The sequence below is a fragment of the Myxococcales bacterium genome (genome assembly GCA_016717005.1).
Lineage (GTDB): Bacteria > Myxococcota_A > Polyangia > Haliangiales > Haliangiaceae > UBA2376.
Genome location: JADJUF010000007.1, coordinates 85248 through 105282, shown reverse-complemented (window position 1 = coordinate 105282; position 20035 = coordinate 85248). Strand labels below are relative to the sequence as shown.

General features: G+C 72.3%; 18 protein-coding genes. 6 read left to right on the top strand and 12 right to left on the bottom strand.

Features of this window, described 5'->3' with window-relative positions; all coding sequences use genetic code 11:
* Positions 1–40 precede the first annotated feature (40 nt).
* Entirely contained in the window at positions 41–1390 is a 1350-nt protein-coding gene (locus tag IPL61_07430) for a hypothetical protein (protein MBK9031154.1), read from the top strand.
* A gap of 399 nt (positions 1391–1789) precedes the next feature.
* On the opposite strand, the gene IPL61_07425 is transcribed toward IPL61_07430, so the two are convergent.
* The 11 genes from IPL61_07425 to IPL61_07375 all read right to left on the bottom strand — a co-directional run bounded on the left by IPL61_07425 (position 1790) and on the right by IPL61_07375 (position 11104).
* The gene (locus IPL61_07425; protein ID MBK9031153.1) at positions 1790–2707 is read right to left on the bottom strand and encodes a phosphodiester glycosidase family protein; all 918 of its coding nucleotides are present in this window, start codon (positions 2705–2707) and stop codon (positions 1790–1792) included.
* 43 nt (positions 2708–2750) lie between these two features.
* On the bottom strand, positions 2751–3395 hold the full coding sequence (locus IPL61_07420) for a thiamine phosphate synthase (protein MBK9031152.1): 645 nt from the start codon (positions 3393–3395) through the stop codon (positions 2751–2753).
* On the bottom strand, positions 3395–4174 hold the full coding sequence (locus IPL61_07415; GenBank protein MBK9031151.1) for a thiazole synthase: 780 nt from the start codon (positions 4172–4174) through the stop codon (positions 3395–3397). The genes IPL61_07420 and IPL61_07415 overlap by 1 nt, the downstream gene beginning before the upstream one ends.
* A gap of 120 nt (positions 4175–4294) precedes the next feature.
* Complete coding sequence (thiS, locus tag IPL61_07410; GenBank protein MBK9031150.1) at positions 4295–4495, bottom strand: sulfur carrier protein ThiS; 201 nt, start codon at positions 4493–4495, stop codon at positions 4295–4297.
* Positions 4496–4544: 49 nt separating this feature from the next.
* Positions 4545–6227 carry a DUF58 domain-containing protein gene (locus tag IPL61_07405; GenBank protein MBK9031149.1) on the bottom strand — a complete coding sequence of 561 codons (1683 nt, stop codon included), beginning with the start codon at positions 6225–6227 and terminating at the stop codon, positions 4545–4547.
* Positions 6224–7189: a MoxR family ATPase gene (locus IPL61_07400; GenBank protein ID MBK9031148.1), complete on the bottom strand. Its 966-nt coding sequence runs from the start codon at positions 7187–7189 to the stop codon at positions 6224–6226. Before IPL61_07400 ends, IPL61_07405 begins: the two co-directional genes overlap by 4 nt.
* Positions 7190–8551: a hypothetical protein gene (locus IPL61_07395; protein ID MBK9031147.1), complete on the bottom strand. Its 1362-nt coding sequence runs from the start codon at positions 8549–8551 to the stop codon at positions 7190–7192.
* Positions 8551–8913, bottom strand: a complete 363-nt coding sequence (locus IPL61_07390; protein MBK9031146.1) for a hypothetical protein — start codon at positions 8911–8913, stop codon at positions 8551–8553. Before IPL61_07390 ends, IPL61_07395 begins: the two co-directional genes overlap by 1 nt.
* Positions 8910–9893, bottom strand: a complete 984-nt coding sequence (locus IPL61_07385; GenBank protein ID MBK9031145.1) for a hypothetical protein — start codon at positions 9891–9893, stop codon at positions 8910–8912. The genes IPL61_07390 and IPL61_07385 overlap by 4 nt, the downstream gene beginning before the upstream one ends.
* Before the next feature lie 163 nt (positions 9894–10056).
* Positions 10057–10245: a hypothetical protein gene (locus IPL61_07380; GenBank protein MBK9031144.1), complete on the bottom strand. Its 189-nt coding sequence runs from the start codon at positions 10243–10245 to the stop codon at positions 10057–10059.
* Positions 10246–10312: 67 nt separating this feature from the next.
* On the bottom strand, positions 10313–11104 hold the full coding sequence (locus IPL61_07375; protein MBK9031143.1) for a hypothetical protein: 792 nt from the start codon (positions 11102–11104) through the stop codon (positions 10313–10315).
* A gap of 52 nt (positions 11105–11156) precedes the next feature.
* Between IPL61_07375 and IPL61_07370 the strand changes: the two genes are divergently transcribed.
* Positions 11157–11834, top strand: coding sequence for a (d)CMP kinase (locus IPL61_07370; GenBank protein ID MBK9031142.1), 678 nt, complete (start codon positions 11157–11159; stop codon positions 11832–11834).
* 398 nt (positions 11835–12232) lie between these two features.
* Complete coding sequence (locus IPL61_07365) at positions 12233–13996, top strand: 30S ribosomal protein S1 (protein MBK9031141.1); 1764 nt, start codon at positions 12233–12235, stop codon at positions 13994–13996.
* A 143-nt stretch (positions 13997–14139) separates the two neighbouring features.
* Here the strand turns inward: IPL61_07365 and IPL61_07360 are convergent, their stop codons facing one another.
* The gene (locus IPL61_07360) at positions 14140–14499 is read right to left on the bottom strand and encodes a hypothetical protein (protein MBK9031140.1); all 360 of its coding nucleotides are present in this window, start codon (positions 14497–14499) and stop codon (positions 14140–14142) included.
* 350 nt (positions 14500–14849) lie between these two features.
* Here IPL61_07360 and IPL61_07355 point away from each other — a divergent pair, with 350 nt between their 5' ends.
* Genes IPL61_07355 through nrfD form a run of 3 tightly spaced genes read left to right on the top strand, consistent with a single transcriptional unit; the run spans position 14850 to position 20026 of the window.
* Positions 14850–15494, top strand: a complete 645-nt coding sequence (locus IPL61_07355) for a cytochrome c3 family protein (protein ID MBK9031139.1) — start codon at positions 14850–14852, stop codon at positions 15492–15494.
* Positions 15482–18631 (top strand): 4Fe-4S dicluster domain-containing protein, encoded by a 3150-nt coding sequence (locus IPL61_07350; protein ID MBK9031138.1) that lies wholly within the window; start codon positions 15482–15484, stop codon positions 18629–18631. The genes IPL61_07355 and IPL61_07350 overlap by 13 nt, the downstream gene beginning before the upstream one ends.
* Before the next feature lie 3 nt (positions 18632–18634).
* Positions 18635–20026, top strand: a complete 1392-nt coding sequence (gene nrfD, locus IPL61_07345) for a polysulfide reductase NrfD (GenBank protein ID MBK9031137.1) — start codon at positions 18635–18637, stop codon at positions 20024–20026.
* Positions 20027–20035 lie beyond the last annotated feature (9 nt).

The following is a 20035-nucleotide window of genomic DNA, read 5'->3' as shown; positions in this document are numbered from 1 at the left end:
CAGGCCAGACCCGGCGGCGACGTGGTGCGTGCAATCCCCCATGACCCTCTCTCGCCGCCTCGCCCACCGCCTCACCGCCGCCGCCCTCGCCGCCGCCGCCACCTTCGCCGGCCCCGCCACCGCCCAGCCGATCGGCCCCGGCGGACCGCTGATCGCCGCGCCCAACGACGACTTCGTGTCCGTGGTCGGCAACGTCGCCAGCATGATCGGCGACGAGCACCTGAGCCAAATGGTCGCGGCCAAGCAGCTCAACCTGGTCAACGTCATGTGGGAGGACACCGGGCGCTGGGAGGGCAGCGCGGTCGGCCCCAACATCAGCGACGTCACGATCGAGGTCGAGGCCGCCCCGGGCCAGACCTTCCTGATGCCGGTCATCCGCAACAGCAACTTCAGCGACAAGACCGCCGACGTGCGCATGGATCGCATCTTCGTGCCGGTCGGCAACCACAAGGGCGGCAAGCTCAAGACCATCTCGCTCACCAAGCTGCTGGCCGACCCCGGGCGCTACCTGTCGAAGGCCGACGCCGGCAAGATCAAGGGCGGCTCGCTCCTGGCCAAGCGCGACGGCCACGCGCTCGTGAGCGCGCAGCACGCGTTCCTGCCAGTGCCCAAGAACGGCAAGGTCAACTTCTGGCCGGTGATCTTCAACTACCAGTCGTACCAGGACAACCCGGCGGTGCTGACGATCCTCGTGACCCGCCAGGGCACGAGCATGACGATCGTCGACAACGCCCGCGACACCACGACCGGCGGGAGCTGGGGCCAGCGCCTGTACTTCAACGAGGACGGCGAGAAGGCGCCGCTGCTGGCCGAGCGCCTCAAGGACGTGCAGGCCAAGGGCACCACCGCCAACGGCGAGCGCGCCGACACGCTGGGCGAGGACGCCAACCTGCTGATGCTGATCCAGGTGCCGCTCAAGCAGAAGGATCCGCCGCGGCGCGGCCTGGCGATGGCTGGGGGCTACGCCGAGATGGCGGCGCCGTCGGCGGCCAGCGGCGGCGACGGCGACGGCGCCGCGCGGTCGAGCGCCAGCCGGCGCGAGCGCGACATCGACACCGCGGTGCTCGGCCACGGCGAGACCACCGGGCCGTTCACCGAGCTCGACGGCAAGACCATCGAGCGCGACGCGCGCTTCCCGGTGCGCGTGACCGTGCAGTTCTACCAGGCGACCGCGACCGGCGGCGTCGACGCCAGCGACATCGACCGGATGGCCGCGCAGATCGATCGGGTCTACGCCAAGGGCGACTACGTCGGCTCGCTGGTGGTCCCGGGGCCGCGCGACCGCATGCGCCCGACCAACTGGAGCGGCGACGGCAACGCGCACTTCATGGGCCTGTTCGAGCGGTGGACCAACGTCGGCGGCCCGCCCACGCCGCTCAAGACGAAGTAGCCGGCGCCGGGGGCGGCGTCGGGGGCGGAACCAGCGCCGGAGCCGGAGCCGGAGCCGGAACCGGAACCGGAACCGGAACCGGAACCGGAGCCGGAACCGGAACCGGAGCCGGAACCGGAGCCGGAGCCGGAACCGGGATCGGAACCGGAACCGGAACCGGAACCGGAACCGGGGGATCCGGATCGGAACCGGAGCCGGAACCGGAACCGGAACCGGGATCGGAGCCGGAACCGGAGCCGGAGCCGGAACCGGAACCGGAGCCGGGATCCGGATCGGGATCGGAGTCGGGATCGGGATCGGAGTCGCGATCGGGGCCGGCGTCGGACCCGAAACCCGGATCGGAATCGCAACCGGCGTCGGAAATCGGAACTGGATCGGGGCCGGCGTCGGCCGCCGGACCTACGGCACGATCGGGATCGCCGTCAGCACGTTCGGCACGTCCCACCCGGTGTGGTTGGAGTCGTCCTCCCAGAACCCGGTCTCGAAGCTGCCGAGGCGCACCCACCGCGCCGGTCCCGCGCCGGCGACCAGCGTCGCCTCGGGGCCGCCCTCGGCGTAGAGCGCGCCGGTCAGGGCCAGCGCCGGGTCGGCGAGCGCGGCGGCCAGGTCGCCCATGCGGAACGGCGCGCGGGTGTGCAAGAGCACCAGCCGGCCGGCGCCATCGACGCCGAACGCCGCCGCCGAGTAGCGCTTGTCGTCGGCCCAGGCCAGCGCGGCGCCGTCGCAGCCGAGCAGGCGGTAGCTCTGGATCGCGCCGCGGTAGCGGGCCCGCACCGCGTCGGCGTCGACGCCAGGGCAGGCGCGGCCGACGACGCGCACCGGCGGATCGGTCGCGGCGATCGGATCGAACACCAGCCAGCCGCCGTAGCGCGGGTTGTCGCGATCCCGATCGACGTGGCCGCGGTCGCGCAGCACGCCGAGGCCGCGGTGATCGTCGCCGAACATGCCGGCGTTGATCGCCGCGACCGCGCCGACCTCGTCGGCCCAGCGCGCGACCGGCCGCGGCGCGCCGTCGCGCGACGCCATGATCAGGTGGACGCGGTGGCGCGCGAGATCGACGCGCACGACGTCGAGGCACGGCTCGACCGTCGGCAGCGCGCTGGCCGCGGCCACGCGGTGGCGCTCGCCGGTGACCCCCGGCGCCAGGATCCGGACCTGGCCGTCGCACGGCGTGGGCGCGGGTTCGGCCGCGGGGGTGTGCGGCGGGGCGGCGGCGCGCGCCGCGGCGGCGTCGTCCTGCGCGGTGGTCGGCGCCGGCGGGGCGGCCGAGCGGCCGCACGCGACCAGCGCGCAGGTCGCGATCGAACTCCAGCGCACGCGCGCGAGCCTCATCGCGGCCCCAACGCGCGCGCCACCCCGATCATTCCGTCCGCGACCGGACGCCGGCGATCACCGCGTCGACCAGCGCCCGCGCGGTCGCGCCGGGATCGGTCGCCAGCCACAGCGCGCGGATCGCGGCGACCGCGTCGGCGCCGGCCGCGGCCGCGGCGTGGGCCCGGTCCGCGCCATCGATCCCGCCGACCGCGGTCACCGCGCCAGCCCAGCGCGCCCGCAGCGCGGTCAGCGCCGGCGCGCCGAGCGGCGCGCCCAGCCCGGCCTTCGACGGCGTCGGCCAGATCGGCCCGAGCTGGATCCGATCGACGTCGAGCGCGGTCCCGGGATCGTGGCGCGACGCGCCGATCGCCAGGCCCGGCGCCAGCGCCCGCGCCGTCGCCGCGGGCAGGCCGTCCTCGGGCAGGTGCACGCCGTCGGCGCCGACCGCCAGCGCGACGTCGAGGCGATCGTTGATCCACAAGGTCGCGCCAGCCGCCGCGGTCACCGCCCGCAGCCGCGCCGCGCGCTGCCACAGCGCCCGACCGCCCAGGGTCCTCGCGCGCAGCTGCACGGCCAGCGCGCCGGTCGGCACCGCCGCCGCCATCGCCGCGATCCGGGCGTCGAGCGCGTCGCCGTCGCACAGCGCCAGGTCGGTGATCGCGACCAGCCGGGTGGCGTCGCCCGCGGCCACTACTCGATCAGCCCGACCACCGGCGACGACGCGTTGGCGTAGGCCTTCATGGCCATGCGGCCGGCCCGGAACGCCTTGCGGCCGGCGTCGACCGCCAGCCGCATGGCCTCGGCCATCAGCACCGGCTGCCGGGCCGCGGCGATGCCGGTGTTCATCAGCACCGCGGTCGCGCCCAGCTCCATCGCGATCGCCGCGTCGGACGCGGTGCCGACGCCGGCGTCGACGATCACCGGCGCGCCGATCTCGTCGATGATGATCTTCAGGTTGTGCGGGTTGCGGATGCCCAGGCCCGAGCCGATCGGCGCCGCCAGCGGCATCACCGCCGGACAGCCGGCGTCGATCAGGCGCTTGCAGGTGATCAGGTCGTCGCCGCAGTAGGGCAGGACCGTGAAGCCCTCCTTGACCAGGATCCGCGCGGCCTCGACGGTCGCGGCGTTGTCGGGGAACAGGGTCTTGGGATCGCCGATCACCTCGAGCTTGACGAACTCGTCCATGCCCAGCTCGCGCGCCAGGTGGCAGGTCCGGACCGCGTCCTCGACCGTGTAGCAGCCGGCGGTGTTGGGCAGGAGCACCAGCCGCGCGCGATCGATGGCGTCGAGGAGGTTGGGCCCCGCGCCCGACAGGTCGACGCGGCGCAGGGCGACCGTGACCATCTCGGCGCCCGACGCGTCGATCGCGGCGCGGGTCTCGTCGTGCGACGCGAACTTGCCGGTCCCGATGATGATGCGCGAGCGGAACGTGCGGCCGGCGAGGGCCCAGGTGTCGGAGGTGTCGGTCATGGCTGCCTCGGGGTCGGGGTCGGAGTCGGAGTCGGAGTCGGAGTCGGAGTCGGAGTCGGAGTCGGAGTCGGAGTCGGAGTCGGAGTCGGAGTCGGAGTCGGAGTCGGAGTCGGAGTCGGGTCAGCCGCCCCCGACGAAGGCCACGAGCTCCAGCTGGTCGCCCTCGGCCAGGGCGGTCTCGGCGTGGCGGGCCCGCGGCACGACCGCGCGGTTGCGCTCGACCGCGACCCGGCGGTCGGCCAGCCCCAGCTCGGCCAGCAGGGCGGCGATGGTGGCGCCGGCCGCGATGGTGCGGGCGGTGCCGTTCACGACGATCGCGATCGTGCTCACGCCGCGGAAGCTACCGCAGACCCGCGCCCTTGTCAGAGCGTCAGGCGGCGCGGCGGCGGTTCGCCAGCAGCCGGGCCGGCGTGTCGCGCGGCGTCGCCACCACCACCCGGGCGCCGTGGCGGGCCAAGAGCGATCGGGCCGCGGTCAGCTCGCGGCGGTGGTCGTGGGTCATGATCGACGCCACCATCCGGCCGACCTCGGTCTCGCCGGCCGCCGCGAACTCCGGCGTCGCCGGCACGACCACGGTCATCGCGCCGGCGCGGCGGCGCACCCGGGCGAAGGCCTTGCCGACCCGGACCTCGTCGTCGAGCACCCCGGCCAGATCCGACAGCACGATCACGTGATCGGGCCGGAGGTCGGCGACGGCGCGCTCGAGCGCGGTGGCCAGACCGTGCGAGCGCCGGCCGACGACCACCTCCTGGCGGTATGGCAGCTCGATCCCGCGCAGGCGGCAGAACAGCCGCAGCGGCGCCATCTGCGGATCGGCGCCGTCGACCAGGTGGACGCGCGACCACCACCACGGCGGCGCCAGCGACTTCTGCGCGCCCAGGCCCTCGATCAGCTTGGTCACCATGCGCAGCATCGCGCCGAGGTCGTAGAGCACGCCGTCGGGGCCGGCCTGGATCTGACCCCAGCGCGGGTCGTCCATCGCCGGGACGTGGCGCAGGCGCACGTCGAGCGCCTCCTGGTGCGCGAGGTAGTTGGCGACCGCGGCCACCAGCTCGCCCGGCGTGAGATCGGTCAGGTCCTCATCGACGACGGTCTTGGCGTCGAGCAGGCGATCGACCAGCTGCAGCCAGTGGTGGTGGCCGGCGCCGGGCCGCAGCTCGAGCACCGCGCGGGTGTCGAACGTGACCAGGCCGACCCGATCGCCGCCCTCGAGCGCGGCCAGCGCCAGGGCCGACGCGCTGTCGATCGCCCAGTCCAGCGGCGCGCGGCCGGGCGGGCCGCTGCGCATCGACGTGCCGATGTCGACGCAGACCACGTGGGTCGCGACCAGCTCGTTCTCGAGGTCGCGCACCATCAGCTTGCCGCGGCGCGCGGTCGCCTTCCACGCGATGTACTTGAACGGATCGCCGTGGGCGTGCTCGCGCAGCTCGCGCAGCTCGCCGGCCAGGCCGCGCCGGCGCACGTGGTGCTGGCCGACCTGATCGCTGTGCGAGCCGCCGGCCGCCCGCAGCGGCGGCGCGACCGCGGGCCGCCGGCGCGGGAACACCTTGATCGCGATCGGGTTGGGGAAGTACGCGTGGACCTCGAACAGGCCCAGCAGGTCGCCCAGCACCAGCACCGCGCCGTGGAACACCTGGTAGCCCGCGGTCGACGGGCGCACGTCGGTGGTGTGCTCGATCTGGTGGCCGGGCGCGACCGAGGCCGCGACGCACGGGGTGACCTCGAGCCCGGGGTTGGCGAGCACGCGCGTGGCCAGCACCCGCAGCGTGCGGCTGCCGTGGTTGCGGTAGGCGATGTGCAGCTGGAACGGGCGATCCGGCGCCAGCGCGCCGCCGGGCTGATCGCCCGGGGGCACCCACCACGACAGCTCGATCTTCTTGCGGCGCAGGAGCACCGCGGTCGGGAAGAACGCCAGGTACGCGGCGGCCAGCGCGACCAGCACGGTGCCGCCCAGCGCCACCAGCGGCGGCGCGCCGCGGAACGCGCCGACCAGCACCATCAGCGCGGCGGCCGACAGCACCAGCTTGCCGCGGGTGGCGAGCGACGGGATCATCGGCGCGGGGTCTTGTAGCCGACCTTGCCCAGGGCCTCGGTCACGACCGCGACCCCGGTGCCGCCCTCGAGCTCGGCGTCGGGCGTCATCAGGATGCGGTGGGCGAGCACCAGCGGCGCCAGCTGGCGGATGTCGTCGGGCAGGGCGTAGTCGCGGCCGCGCAGGAGCGCCAGGGCCTTGCACGCGTGCAGGAGCGCCAGCGCCGCGCGCGGCGACGCGCCCAGGTAGACCCGGCCGTGGCTGCGCGTGAAGTGCGTCAGGGCGAGGACGTAGTCGACCAGCTCCTCGGCGACGAACACCTCCTGCGCCAGCGCCTGCAGCCGCAGCACCTCGTCGGGGCCGACCACCGCGCGCACCGGCGGCGGCGGCTTGTCGTAGGTCTGGAGCATGCGCTTCTCGTCGGCGGGCTCCGGGTAGGTCATCTTCAGCTTGATCAGGAACCGATCGACCTGGGCCTCGGGCAGCGGGTAGGTGCCCTCCTGCTCGATCGGGTTCTGGGTCGCGAGGACGATGAACGGCGAGCCCAGCGGGCGGGTCTCGCCCTCGATCGTGACCTGCTGCTCCTGCATCGCCTCGAGCAGCGCCGACTGGGTCTTGGCCGGCGCGCGGTTGATCTCGTCGCCGAGCAGCACGTTGGTGAACACCGGCCCCTCGCGCAGGACGAAGGTGTTGGTGCGCATGTCGAGGATGTACGTGCCGGTGATGTCCGACGGCAGCAGGTCGGGCGTGAACTGCACCCGGCGGAAGTTCATCGACAGCGTCTGCGCGAACGCCTTGACCAGCGTGGTCTTGGCGACGCCGGGGTTGCCCTCGATCAGCACGTGGCCGCGCGCGATCAGCGCGGTCAGGATCGCCTCGGTGATCGTGCCGGGGCCGATGAAGGCCTTGCCGACCTCCTCGAGGATCGACCGGCTGATGACGCCGACCTGGGACAGTTGCTCGGGTGCGATGGTGGAGGGCATTCAGGCTTCCGTGGGGCGGTCGGGGACGGCGGGCTCGAGGGGGGCCTCGCCGAGGTGACGATACAGGTCGGCGGTGGCGTCGTAGAGATCGGTGAGCTCGCGCTCGCTGACCCGGCCGCGGGCCCAGGCCGCGGCGGCGTGGACCCGGGTCGGCAGCGCCCGCAGGCGCGGGCCCAGGCGCGCGACCGCGGCCGCGGCGTCGCGGCCGACCCGATCGGCGACCCGCGCCACCAGCTCGCGCTCGGGCAGCTGGTACAGCGGATCGACGTGATCGACCGCGCGCGCCAGGGCGACGTTGATCGAGTCGCGCAGCACCACGGCGGGGATCAAGAAGTTCTTGGCGCCGCGGTCGTGCTCGGCCACGACCCGGCTCGCCAGATCGCGGCGCTCGCGCCGGGGCGGGCCCAGCCACGCGCCGTCGATGACCCGCCGGCGCCACGGCGGCATCGCCACCAGCGCCAGGGCCGCGAGCGCGAGCGCGACCAGCGCGCCGATCACGCGCATCGCGATCGGGGTCAGCAGCCACTCGTTGCGGCCCTCGAGCCAGCGGTTGATGTTGGCCATGTCGCGGCCGACGCCGGTCAGGCTGGCGTCGTCGATGAACGGCCGCGGCGCGCCGTACATCGGCACGTCGCCGCGCAAGAGGATCACCCGGCGGGCGCGGCCGCCGCGATCGAGCCAGCGCAGCATGTTGACGGCGAGGTTGAGGTTGCCGGGGAACTGCAGCATCCGGTTGATCAGGATGCTGGGATCGGACACGACCACGTAGCGGCCGGTGCCGCGCTCGCCGGCCACGACCACCGCGCCGCCGGCGCCGAACCCGATGATCGGCGTGGCGCCCGAGACCTCGGTCAGGACCGCCGGGTGGTTGGTGATGACCTCGACGACGCCGCGCGTGAGCGGGTGGCCGGTCGCGATCGGCGTGGCGATCGGCGCGTACATGCGCGAGCGGTAGTAGCGCGGCGCCTCGGCGGTGTTGACCTCGGCCCGCAGCAGGCCCAGGCGCGACAGCGCCGCCGACGCGTCGCCGAAATCGTCGGCGACGACCGCGTGGCCGCCGGCCTGGATGAACGCGGCGAGGTTCGACGGATCGACCCGCTGCAGCGGGTACACCAGCACCAGGATGTCGCGCTCGTCGAGGTCGCCCCACTCGAGCGCGCCGACCGGGATGACCTCGTAGCCCAGCCCGGCCGCGAGCTTGACGAACGTCGCCATGCCGTTCCAGGCCTTGCTCGACGGATCGTAGTCGGCCAGCGCGGCGCCGCCGCCGGTGGGCGGCTCGTCGGCGCTGACCGGGGGCCCGGCCGCGAGCACGAGGCCCAGCGCCACGGCCAGCGCCGCCGCGCGCGCGCGGCCGCGCACTAGCGCATCTCCCGGCGCAGCGCGATCGCGGCGGTCGCGAGCGCGCCCAGGGCCTGGCCGATCGGCGCTGGCGGCGGCACGGCCAGGAGCGCGTAGTAGCCGTCGTCGACGGTGTGGACCACGACGTCGAGCCCGCTGTTCTCGATCACGAAGTACTCGGCGCCGCCGAAGTGCTGGGTGTCGAGCAGGGCCTCGAGGTTGGCGAGGATCACGCCGTAGTGGGCGGTGAGGATCGCCAGGTCGGTGGGGTCGCCGGACGCGACGAAGTCGACCATCTCGCCGTCGGAGGCCGCGAACGCCCCGCCGATGGCGCCCGGGGTCTCGGCGATCGCGCGCTCGAGGATGCGCGCGAACGGGCTCATCGCCGGTCCTCGCGCGGGTCGACGGCGCCGCCCCACAGGCGATCGAGCACGGCCGGGTCGGCGACGGAGACCTGGTGGCCGCGGGCCAGGCCGCCCGACCACCGGTTCCAGTACTCGAGCCGCGCCGCGGGGAACAGCTTGGCCGTGAACTCGTCCTCGGTCAGCGCCGGCGGCCGGCGGAAGTCGGAGTAGAGGATGATGTCCCAGCCCCACGGGCTGCGCACCGGCGCCGCCGCCTGCCCTGGCCGGTCGACCGAGAACAGCGCCTGGCGGTAGTACTCGCGCAGGCCGAAGTCCTGCTCGGTGGGGGCGCCGCGGCCGATCTCGACCTCGAGCGTCGGGTCGGCGGCGGCGGCGGCGGCGTGGACCACCGCGTCGAGGTCGGCCTTGAACAGGTCGTCGCGGGGCCCCAGCTGGGCGTAGGCGGCGCGGCTCGCCTGCTCGGCGAGCTGGTCGCGCGGCCCACCGACGTCGTCCTTGGCCACCTTGATCCGCCCGTAGAACGACGCCCGCGACTCGGGGCGGTTCATGCGGACGCGGTTCTTCTCGAGCAGCGGATCGCGGAAGTCGCGCGGCAGGTCGGCCCAGCGCTGGACCCGCGCGCGCAGCTCGACGTCGACCAGCCGGGTCGCGGCCGCGGCGCGGCCCTCGGCGGCGACGGCCGGATCGCGATCGAGACCACGGGCCAGCGCGGCGCCGGCCAGGAGCTCGAGGTCGACGCAGTCGGCCAGCGCGGTCGCGCGATCGACGTGGCGACCGGCGGCCTGGGCCGCGACGCACGAGCCGTAGACCGGTCGGCCGTCGACCCGCGCCACGACCAGATCGTCGGGGCCGGCTGGCTGCGCGGTCAGGTCGGGCGGCCCCGCCACTGGCGCCGGCCGCGCCTCGCCACCGCCGCCGCAGCCGGCCGCCGCGATGACGGCGATCAGCGCGAGCCCGCCCACCAGGGCCGACGACCGGATCCGGGGCCAGGCGCGCATGGCCCTAGTGCTCCGACCGGGTGATTGTGATCCGTCCACGGCGTCGAGGCGCCCCAGGGCGAGCGCAGCGGCCGCGGCCCGCCCCCCCCCGCTCGGGGGGGGGGAACACCGCCCCCGGGGGGGGGTCGGCGGCGTGGCGGTTCAGAATCACGCGGTCGGAGCACTAGTCGCGCTGGACCAGGGCCAGCCGCGCCATCTCCTTGCCGACCGTGATCACCGCGAACCCGATGAGCATGACGATCAGCGACGCCACGTAGTCGCGCCGCGCAAGGTAGTCGATCGACTCCTTGAAGAAGAACATGCTGCCGCCGATCAAGGCCAGCGCCAGCACCTCGAAGAAGTAGCGCCTCACGAGTGGCCCGAGCGTAGCGTGAATGGTCGGCCCCTGCCATCGACCGCGCGGGCGATCGCGCGCTGGATCAGCCGCGGCGCATGACGATCAGCACCGCCATCAGCACCAGCGCCGCGGCCACCGCCAGGTGGAAGCGCAGGCGCGGCCGCCCGCTGCGGGCCTGGGTCCGCGTGATCGCGAGGTCGGTCACCAGCGCGCGGTCGCCGGTGCGGTGGGGCTTGAGCACGCCGAGGAACACGTGCAGGTACAGCACCAGCCACAGGGCCAGCACGGTGACGTTGAGCAGGGTCGACATCGAGGCGACCCGCCCGGCGTACATCTGGGCCAGGAACGCGTTGATCGCCGGGTCGTAGTTGACCCAGTAGAGGCCCAGCATCGGGCACACGATCGACAGCGCGGTCAGCCCCCAGTACAGCCGCTCGCGCCGGCGCCATCGGTCGGCCCGCGGCTCGGTCGACGACGCCAGCGGCCGCGCCGATCGCGGCGTCGCCGGCTCGTGGAACGACATGAAGAACGAGCCGGCCAGCAGGTAGGCGACGACGCCCAGCGCGACGACGAAGAACCGGACCGGGCCGAACAGGTGCGGGGCGGCGATCGCCGGCGTCATCGAGATCGGCACCAGCAGCGTCGACGGGAACACGCCGAGCAGCACCAGCTCGGACCGCGCGGCGATGCCGAGCCCGAGCACCAGCAGGGGCAGGAGCACCAGCGCGATCCGCGTCGTCGTGCCGAGCGCGCCGACCTGGGCCGACGGGATGACGACCAGCGACAGCCACACGTTCACGCCCAGGGTCAGCGCGACCACGTCGGCGAACCGGCGCCAGCGGCGCTCCGGGACCGGTGCGGCGGGCGTCGCCATGGCGCCACGGTAGCACTGGCCGCCGGTAACCGCAGTGTGTAGTGTCCGCGCGATGTCGACTCCTCTCGTGGTCACGATCGACGGTCCCGCCGGCGCCGGCAAGTCGACCGTCGCGCGCCGGCTGGCGCGGCGCCTCGGCTACCGCCTGCTCGACACCGGGGCGATCTATCGCGCGGTCGCGATCACCGCGCTCGCGCGCGGGATCGACCTCGACGACGAGGCCGCGCTGGCCCCGATCGCGGCCGGCCTCGACATCGACTTCCACTTCGAGGGCGACGTCAACCACGTGCGCCTCGGCGGCGCCGACGTGACCACCGCGATCCGCACCCCCGAGGCCTCGCAGGGCGCGTCGAGGGTCTCGCGCCACCCGGCGGTCCGGGCCGGGCTGCTCGAGCTGCAGCGGCGCCTCGGCGGGGCCGGCGGGGTCGTGGTCGAGGGCCGCGACACCGGCACGGTGGTGTTCCCCGACGCCGGCGCCAAGTTCTTCCTGACCGCCTCGGACGAGGAGCGGGCCCGCCGGCGGCACGCCGAGCTCGAGTCCAACGGCGGCGACGCCCCCAGCTTCGAGGACACCCTGCGCGACATCCGCGAGCGCGACGAGCGCGACGCCAGCCGCGACGTGGCGCCCATGCGCGCGGCCGACGACGCGGTCCTCGTCGACAGCTCCGACGTCGGCCTCGACGACGTGATCGACCGCCTCGCGGCCGAGGTCTCGCGCCGCGCGACCTGAACAGGGAGCCGGAGCCGGAGCCGGAGCCGGAGCCGCGCCGGAGCGGAGCCGGAGCCGGCGGAGCCGGGGCCGGGCGGAGCCGGAGCCGGAGCCGGAGCCGGAGCCGGAGCGGAGCCGGGCGGGCGGGGCGCCGCGGGCCCGGAGTCGGGTCGAGTCGGGCCGAGCCGGAGCCGGGTGGGCGAGGGGATCCGCTGATCTGCGATCGCGGGCGCGGGGACCTTGCGCCTTGAGGCGGAGCCGGAACCGGCCTTGGACGGCGGGTAGGGGCCGCTACCCCCCCGAAAATCCATCCCGAGCGGCCAAACCAGCCGTTGACAACGGGGGGCGCCCGCTAGTAATCCTTCGCCCCTGCGCCGGGAGAGCCCGTCGCAAATTCGTCCGAGGAGCCACTTTCCATCATGGTTGACGCCGCCACGTTTCAGGATGACGACTTCGCCGCGCTGTTCGCCGAGAGCATCGCGCAAGAGAATGCCAAGGAGGGCGAGATCCTCCGTGGCACTGTGATCTCGGTAGGCAAGGACTTCGCGATCGTCGACATCGGCTACAAGTCCGAAGGTCAGGTCGCGCTCGAGGAGTTCCGCGGCGCAGACGGCACCATCGCGGTCGTCGTCGGCGACCAGGTGGACGTCCTGCTCGAGTCCCGCGAGAACGACGCCGGCATGTGCGTCCTCTCGAAGGAGAAGGCCGATCGCTTCAAGGTCTGGGACGAGATCAGCGCCGCGTGCGAGCGCGACGAGCTGATCGAGGGCACCATCACCGCGCGCGTGAAGGGCGGCCTCTCGGTCACCATCCGCGGCGGCGTGAAGGCGTTCCTCCCGGGGTCGCAGGTCGACCTCCGCCCCGTCCGCAACCTCGACGCGTTCCTCGGCCAGGCCTTCAAGTTCAAGGTCATCAAGTTCAACAAGAAGCGCGGCAACATCGTGTTGTCGCGCCGCGTGCTCCTCGAGAAGGAGCGCGCCGCGTTGAAGGAGTCGACGCTCGAGCGCCTCAAGGAGGGCCAGATCGTCGAGGGCATCGTCAAGAACCTCACCGAGTACGGTGCGTTCATCGACCTCGGCGGCATCGACGGCCTGCTGCACATCACCGACATGAGCTGGGGCCGGGTCAACCACCCGTCCGAGCTGTTCCAGGTCGGCGACCACGTCCGCGTGAAGGTGTTGAAGTTCAACGCCGACACCGAGCGCGTCAGCCTCGGCCTGAAGCAGATCACCGAGGATCCGTGGAGCCGCGCCGCCGAGAAGTTCGTGCCCGGCACGGTCGTCCGCGGCAAGGTGGTCTCGCTCAAGGACTACGGCGCCTTCATCGAGCTCGAGGAGGGCATCGAGGGCCTCGTCCACATCTCCGAGATGTCGTGGACCCGCCGGGTCAAGCACCCGTCGAAGATGGTCGCCGTGGGCGACATGGTCGAGGCGGTCGTGCTCGACGTCGACGTCAAGCAGAACCGGATCTCGCTCGGCATGAAGCAGCTCGAGCCGAACCCGTACGAGCAGCTGACCGAGAAGTACCCCCCGGGTACCGTGGTCAAGGGCAAGGTCCGGAACATCGCCGACTTCGGTATCTTTGTTGAGATCGAAGAGGGCATCGACGGCCTGGTCCACATCAGCGACATGTCGTGGACCCAGCGGGTCAAGCACCCGTCGGAGCTGTTCCAGAAGGGTGACGACGTCGAGGCCGTGCTCCTCAACATCGACACCTCGGACGGCGAGAAGCCCAAGATCTCGCTCGGCATCAAGCAGCTGGTCGCGGACCCGTGGGATCGCATCCCGTACGAGTTCCCGATCGGCAAGGTCGTCGACGGCAAGGTCCTCAAGGTCCTCGACTTCGGCGCCTTCGTCGAGCTCGAGAAGGGCATCGAGGGGCTCGTCCACGTCTCGGAGATCTCCGAGGAGCACGTCGAGGATCCCCGCGCGGTGCTCAACCCCGGCCAGGACGTGAAGGTCCAGATCCTCGCGACCGACGCGGCCGAGCGCAAGATCGCCCTCTCCATCAAGGGCGCCAACCGCGCCAAGGAGATGTCGGAGGCGCAGGGCTACGCCGGTGCCAACGCGGGCGGCGCCACCCTCGGCGACCTGATGCGCGGCAAGCTGGGCAAGATCGCCGGTCCCAAGAAGAAGGGCGGCGGGGGCAGGGGCGACCGCGACATCGACGAGGCGAACGAGTAGTCGACGCAGTCGATGGGCCGCCCACGCGGCCCTGACGTTGGACGGGCGCCCTTCAACCGGCGCCCGTCGGCATTTGTACGCCAGGGTTCGGGCGCGGCCGGCGCCCGATCGGCTGACACCCGGCACCCGGCGCCAGGCGCCGCTCAGCGGCGCAGCAGGCGGCGCAGGGCGGCCGAGGTCGCGGCGAGGGGCAGGGCGGTGAGGCCGCGGGCGAGGCCGCGGGTCAGGCTCGCGGCGAGCGCGAGGGGCGAGCCGCCGCGGGCCATCACGGCGGTCTTCTGGCCGGTGGCGGCGTCCTCGATCGCGCCGCGGGCCACGGTGCGGGTGCCGTCCGAGCGGATCTCGATCACCAGCCTGGCGACGACCGGCAGGTCGTCGTCGCTCGACAGCGCGCGGGAGCCGGGCTGACGATCGATCGCGCCGCCAGGGGCGGGCGGGGCGTCCTCGGGGCGCACCACCACGACCTCGGCCGCGTCGTCTGCCGGTGGCTTCGTGGTGGTCATCGTTCGAGCTTCGCGCATCCACCTGCGTCATTCCACCGCATTGGCGAGCGCCGATCGGATGCGGCGTATTGTCGCGAAGCGATCGCAAAGCCTGCGAACCCTCGCGCAGGATCTGCTTCCTGCGCTCTACTGCCGCAGCCCAATCGTGCGGAAGTTCTGGCACTCCATGCATCTCGTCGTCCGGGCGGCCTCCCCGGCCGGCCCAGGCGCAGCAGATCCTCCGCGACAAATCGACTGCCTCCGAACCTTGCGATAACGCTCCTGTTCGTGATGAAAACCTCACGCCCGTACAACCCGTACGCGCCCTCGTTCAACAGCTCCCCCGGCGGGGCGGTCTTGTAGGAACCGATATGGCTCGCTTCCTGTTCCCGGAGTGGACCCAACCACTCAAGAAGTACGTCATCACACCGGCTGCCTTGCTGGGGCCGGTCTACATCGTCGCGCTCGCGGCGGTGGTGAAGGACCCGCAGACCTTGCGCATCGGCTACATGCCGAAGCAGCCGGTGCCGTACAGCCACGCGCTGCACGTCGGCGAGCTCGGCCTCGACTGCCGGTACTGCCACAACGTGGTGGACCGGTCGGCGAAGGCGGCGGTCCCCCCGGCGGCGACGTGCATGAACTGTCACCAGACGGTGCTGCCCAAGAGCGAGAAGCTCACTCCGGTGCGCCAGGCGTTCTTCGAGAACATCCCGGTGCGCTGGACGCGGGTGACCGACCTGCCTGACTACGTCTACTTCAACCACAGCGCGCACGTGACCCGCGGCATCGGCTGCGAGTCGTGCCACGGCCGCATCGACCAGATGCCGACGGTGTTCCAGGCCGCGCCGCTGACGATGCAGTGGTGCCTGGACTGCCACCGCAACCCGGAGCCCAACCTGCGCAACCCCGAGAACGTGACCGTGATGGGGTACAAGCCCCAGCCCGGTGAGGGCGCGAAGGTGAAGGCCGATCTCCGCATCAACCCGCCGACGGATTGCTCCACATGTCATCGCTGAACAACACGACGAGCCCTGACGTGCCGCTGGCCGACGGGACGCTGGCCGACGGGGCCGCGGCCAGCCCGCAGCACGGCTACTGGATGAGCATGGCCGAGCTCGAGCCGGCCGACGTGGCGCCCGCCGCCGACGACGGTGGCGGCGACGCGGTCGACCCGCTCAACCGGCGCAACTTCATGCAGCTCATGGGGGCGTCGATGGCCCTCGCCGGCGTCGCCGGCGCCGGCTGCCACCGCTACGACCGCGAGGAGATCGTGCCGCTGTCGCGGCGCCCCGAGGACATGGTCCCGGGCGTCACGCAGCAGTACGCCTCGGTGTTCGAGTTCGGCGGCATGACCCAGGCGGTCGTGGTGACCTCGTACGAGGGCCGTCCGATCAAGATCGACGGCAACCCCGAGCACCCGTTCGCGGGCGGCGGCATCGTCGCCGGCACCGCGCGCCACGCCGGCTCGTCGGTGTTCGCCCAGGGCTCGATCCTCCACCTCTACGACCCGGATCGGTCGCAGGGCGTGCAGCAGGGCAGCAAGGGCGCGACGTTCGCCGACTGGCAGCTCGTGGCCGAGGGCCTGCGCAAGAACCCCAACTGGAACGGCGTGCGGATCCTGGCCGAGGCGTCGTCGTCGCCGACGGTGGCCGAGCTGCGCCGACGGATGCAGAGCCAGTTCCCGGGCGCCGCCTGGTACGAGTGGGAGCCGGTGTCGTTCGACAACGAGCGCGCCGGCCTGCGCCAGGCGTTCGGTCGGCCGATGCGGGCGATGGCCCACCTCGACCGCGCCCAGACCATCGTCTCGCTCGACTGCGACATCTTCACCGAGCACCCCGCCGCGGCGGCCTACGCCCGCGACTTCGGCCGGAGCCGCAAGCCCGACGGTGGCTCGCTCGGCCCCGGCAAGATGAACCGGCTGTACGCGATCGAGAGCGTGTACACCCACACCGGCGTGCTGGCGGATCACCGCCTCCCGATCCGGTCCGAGCACGTGCTCACGTTCCTGCAGGCGCTCGACGCCGGGCTCACCGGTGGCGGCGCCGCCAGCGGTGAGGTCGTGCGCGAGGCCAAGGTCGCCGCCTTCCTGAAGGCGCTGACCGACGACCTCAACGCCACCCGCGGCGCGGCGGTGCTGGTCGCCGGCCGTCGCCAGCCCGCGGCGGTCCACGCCCTGGTCGCCAAGATCAACAGCGCGCTCGGCGGCGCGCTGGTGTCGTACTTCGACGACCCCGAGCCGCAGCGGCTCGATCACGCCGACGCGATCGGCGCGCTGGTCCGCGACCTCAAGGCCAACCAGGTCGAGACGCTGATCATCATCGGCGGCAACCCGGTCTACGACGCGCCGGCCGACCTCGACTTCGGCGCGGCGCTGGCGCAGGCCAAGACCTCGGTCCACCTGTCCGAGTACGCCAACGAGACCTCGGCCAAGACCACCTGGCACGTCCCGAAGGCCCACTTCCTCGAGAGCTGGGGCGACGCGCGGACCTGGGACGGCACCTGGAGCGTCCAGCAGCCGTTGATCCTGCCGCTCTATGGCGGCATCTCGACGATCGAGCTCCTGGCCGAGCTCCTCGGCGAGACCCGCTCGGCCGAGCAGCTCGTGCGGGAGCAGGTCGAGGCCGGCGGCGGCCAGTGGCGGGCCTCGGTCCACGACGGCTTCGTCGCGCGCTCGGCCTGGACCCCGACGACGGCGTCGGTCGGCGCGCTGCCGCCGTCCACGCTCACCGACAGCCAGAAGGCCCCGAGCAACGGCGCCAACGGCTCGTTCGAGGTGACGTTCAGCCCGTCGAGCCAGACCTGGGACGGTCGGTTCGCCAACAACAGCTGGCTGCAGGAGACCCCGGACTTCCTGACCAAGGTCACCTGGGACAACGTCGCGCTGATCGCCAAGGACACGGCCGACGCGCTCCACATCCACTCGCAGGACATGGTCCGGATCACCGTCGGCGACCGCAAGCTCGAGTGCGCCGCGCTGGTCATGCCCGGCCAGGCCCGCGGCTCGATCGCGATCATGCTCGGCGGCGGCCGCACCAAGGCCGGCTCGGTCGGCAACAAGGGCGGTGAGTGGAAGGGCGGCGGCTGGAACACCTACGCGCTCCGCACCGTCGGCGCGCTCGACATCGCCACCGGCGCCCGGGTCGAGAAGACCGGCGGCAGCTACACGATCGCCACCACCCAGGACCACTGGGACATCCGCCAGGGCCACGCGCTGTCGGACGCGCCCATCACCGGCGTCGGCGACAAGGGCATCCGCGAGCGCATCGACCGGATCATCAAGGAGACCGACGTCGGCACCTACCGGGGCGCGACCTACAAGGCCCAGGAGGAGGAGCCGTACTTCCACGACCACGAGCACCACCGTGGCTACTCCCCGTTCGAGGAGAAGCACTACAACGGGCGCAAGTGGGCGATGGCGATCGACCTCGGCTCGTGCATGGGCTGCAACGCCTGCATGGTGGCCTGCCAGTCCGAGAACAACGTGCCGGTGGTCGGCAAGAAGGAGGTGCACCGCAACCGCGAGATGCACTGGATCCGGATCGACCGCTACTTCAAGGGCGACGTCGCGGATCCCGAGGTCGTGTCGCAGCCGGTGGCGTGCCAGCACTGCGAGAACGCCCCGTGCGAGCAGGTCTGTCCGGTGGGTGCGACGCTGCACTCGTCGGAGGGCCTGAACGAGATGGTCTACAACCGCTGCGTCGGCACCCGCTACTGCCTCAACAACTGCCCGTACCGCGTGCGCCGGTTCAACTTCCTCGACTGGCACAAGGACCTCAAGGACGCGCGCAACAAGGTCCGCCGGCTGCTGTTCAACGCCGACGTGACCGTGCGCGAGCGCGGCGTCATGGAGAAGTGCACGTACTGCGTGCAGCGCATCCAGGCCGCGAAGATCAACGCGAAAAACGCGCACAACCGCGGGCCGCTCCCCGACGGCACGATCACCACCGCCTGCCAGGCGGCGTGCCCGACCGAGGCGATCGTGTTCGGCGACCTGTCGGACCCGGAGAGCCGGGTGTCGAAGCTGCACGGCGATCGCCGGCAGTACGAGCTGCTCAGCGACCTCAACGACAAGCCGCGGACGCGCTTCCTCGCCCGCGTCCGCAACCCCAACCCGGCCCTCGCGTCCGCCGCCGGCACGCACGGAGATCACTGAGCCATGGCCAGCGAGATCGAAGCCCACGCCTCCGGCGGTGACGACCACGGTCACGGCGACGGCAAGTCGGCGCGGGAGGTCTTCCGCGGGATCACCGACGACGTCACCAACGTCGCGCTCAAGCCGATCGGCAAGTGGTGGTACCCCGCCTTCGGCGTGGCCCTGCTGATGCTCGGCTGCCTGGTCGTGGCGGTCACGCACCTGTTCCGCAACGGCATCGGCGTGTGGGGCAACAACAACATCCAGGGCTGGGCCTGGGACATCACGAACTTCGTGTTCTGGGTCGGCATCGGCCACGCCGGCACGCTGATCAGCGCGGTGCTCTACCTGTTCCGGCAGGACTGGCGCACCAGCATCAACCGCTCGGCCGAGGCGATGACGATCTTCGCCGTGGCCTGCGCCGGCATCTTCCCGATCATCCACACCGGCCGCCCGTGGTTCGCGTGGTGGATGATCCCGCACCCCAACGACATGGGCATGTGGCCGCAGTTCCGCAGCCCGCTCATGTGGGACGTGTTCGCGATCTCCACGTACGCCACCACCTCGATCCTGTTCTGGTACATGGGCATGGTCCCCGACCTCGCGACCCTGCGCGACCGGTCGAAGGACAAGGTCCGCCAGGTCGTCTACGGGCTCCTGTCGCTGGGCTGGCGCGGCTCGGCCCGACAGTGGCACCGCTACGAGCGCGCGTACCTGATCCTCGCGGCCCTGTCGACGCCGCTGGTGCTGTCGGTCCACTCGGTCGTGTCGTTCGACTTCGCGACCTCCCAGAACCCGGGCTGGCACACGACGATCCTGCCGCCGTACTTCGTCGCCGGCGCCATCTTCAGCGGCTTCGCGATGGTGATGACGCTGATGATCCCGCTGCGCAAGCTGTTCAAGCTCGAGCACATCATCACCGAGGCCCACATCTCCGCGATGTGCAAGGTGACGGTCGCGACCGGCACGATGGTCGGCGGCGCCTACGGCATCGAGCTGTTCACCGCCTGGTACTCCGGCAACCTGTGGGAGTGGTTCACGTTCCGCAACCGCATCCTCGGGCCGTACGCCTGGGCCTACTTCATCATGGTGAGCTGCAACGTCATCGCGCCGCAGTTCTTCTGGTTCAAGCGGTTCCGCTCCAACCTGATCTTCGTGTGGATCCTGTGCGGGTTCATCAACGTCGGCATGTGGTTCGAGCGCTTCGTCATCATCGTGAGCTCGCTGGCCCGTCAGCACCTGCCCGGCGCCTGGGGCTACTTCTCGCCGACCAAGTGGGACTTCCTGACGCTGCTCGGCAGCTTCGGCCTGTTCTTCACGCTGTTCCTCCTGTTCGTCCGGTTCGCGCCGGTCGTCGCCATCGCGGAGGTCAAGGCGGTCTCGCCCGCCGCCCACGCCGGCAAGGAAGATCACTGAGCTGACGAC

What these genes read in the sequence shown, in the direction of transcription:
- IPL61_07430 (MBK9031154.1), top strand. Translation starts at nt 41, where the DNA reads ATGACCCTCTCTCGCCGCCTCGCCCACCGCCTCACCGCCGCCGCCCTC.
- IPL61_07415 (MBK9031151.1), bottom strand. Translation starts at nt 4,174, where the DNA reads ATGACCGACACCTCCGACACCTGGGCCCTCGCCGGCCGCACGTTCCGC.
- IPL61_07405 (MBK9031149.1), bottom strand. Translation starts at nt 6,227, where the DNA reads ATGATCCCGTCGCTCGCCACCCGCGGCAAGCTGGTGCTGTCGGCCGCC.
- IPL61_07400 (MBK9031148.1), bottom strand. Translation starts at nt 7,189, where the DNA reads ATGCCCTCCACCATCGCACCCGAGCAACTGTCCCAGGTCGGCGTCATC.
- IPL61_07390 (MBK9031146.1), bottom strand. Translation starts at nt 8,913, where the DNA reads ATGAGCCCGTTCGCGCGCATCCTCGAGCGCGCGATCGCCGAGACCCCG.
- IPL61_07385 (MBK9031145.1), bottom strand. Translation starts at nt 9,893, where the DNA reads ATGCGCGCCTGGCCCCGGATCCGGTCGTCGGCCCTGGTGGGCGGGCTC.
- IPL61_07375 (MBK9031143.1), bottom strand. Translation starts at nt 11,104, where the DNA reads ATGGCGACGCCCGCCGCACCGGTCCCGGAGCGCCGCTGGCGCCGGTTC.
- IPL61_07370 (MBK9031142.1), top strand. Translation starts at nt 11,157, where the DNA reads ATGTCGACTCCTCTCGTGGTCACGATCGACGGTCCCGCCGGCGCCGGC.
- IPL61_07365 (MBK9031141.1), top strand. Translation starts at nt 12,233, where the DNA reads ATGGTTGACGCCGCCACGTTTCAGGATGACGACTTCGCCGCGCTGTTC.
- IPL61_07360 (MBK9031140.1), bottom strand. Translation starts at nt 14,499, where the DNA reads ATGACCACCACGAAGCCACCGGCAGACGACGCGGCCGAGGTCGTGGTG.
- IPL61_07355 (MBK9031139.1), top strand. Translation starts at nt 14,850, where the DNA reads ATGGCTCGCTTCCTGTTCCCGGAGTGGACCCAACCACTCAAGAAGTAC.
- IPL61_07350 (MBK9031138.1), top strand. Translation starts at nt 15,482, where the DNA reads ATGTCATCGCTGAACAACACGACGAGCCCTGACGTGCCGCTGGCCGAC.
- nrfD (MBK9031137.1), top strand. Translation starts at nt 18,635, where the DNA reads ATGGCCAGCGAGATCGAAGCCCACGCCTCCGGCGGTGACGACCACGGT.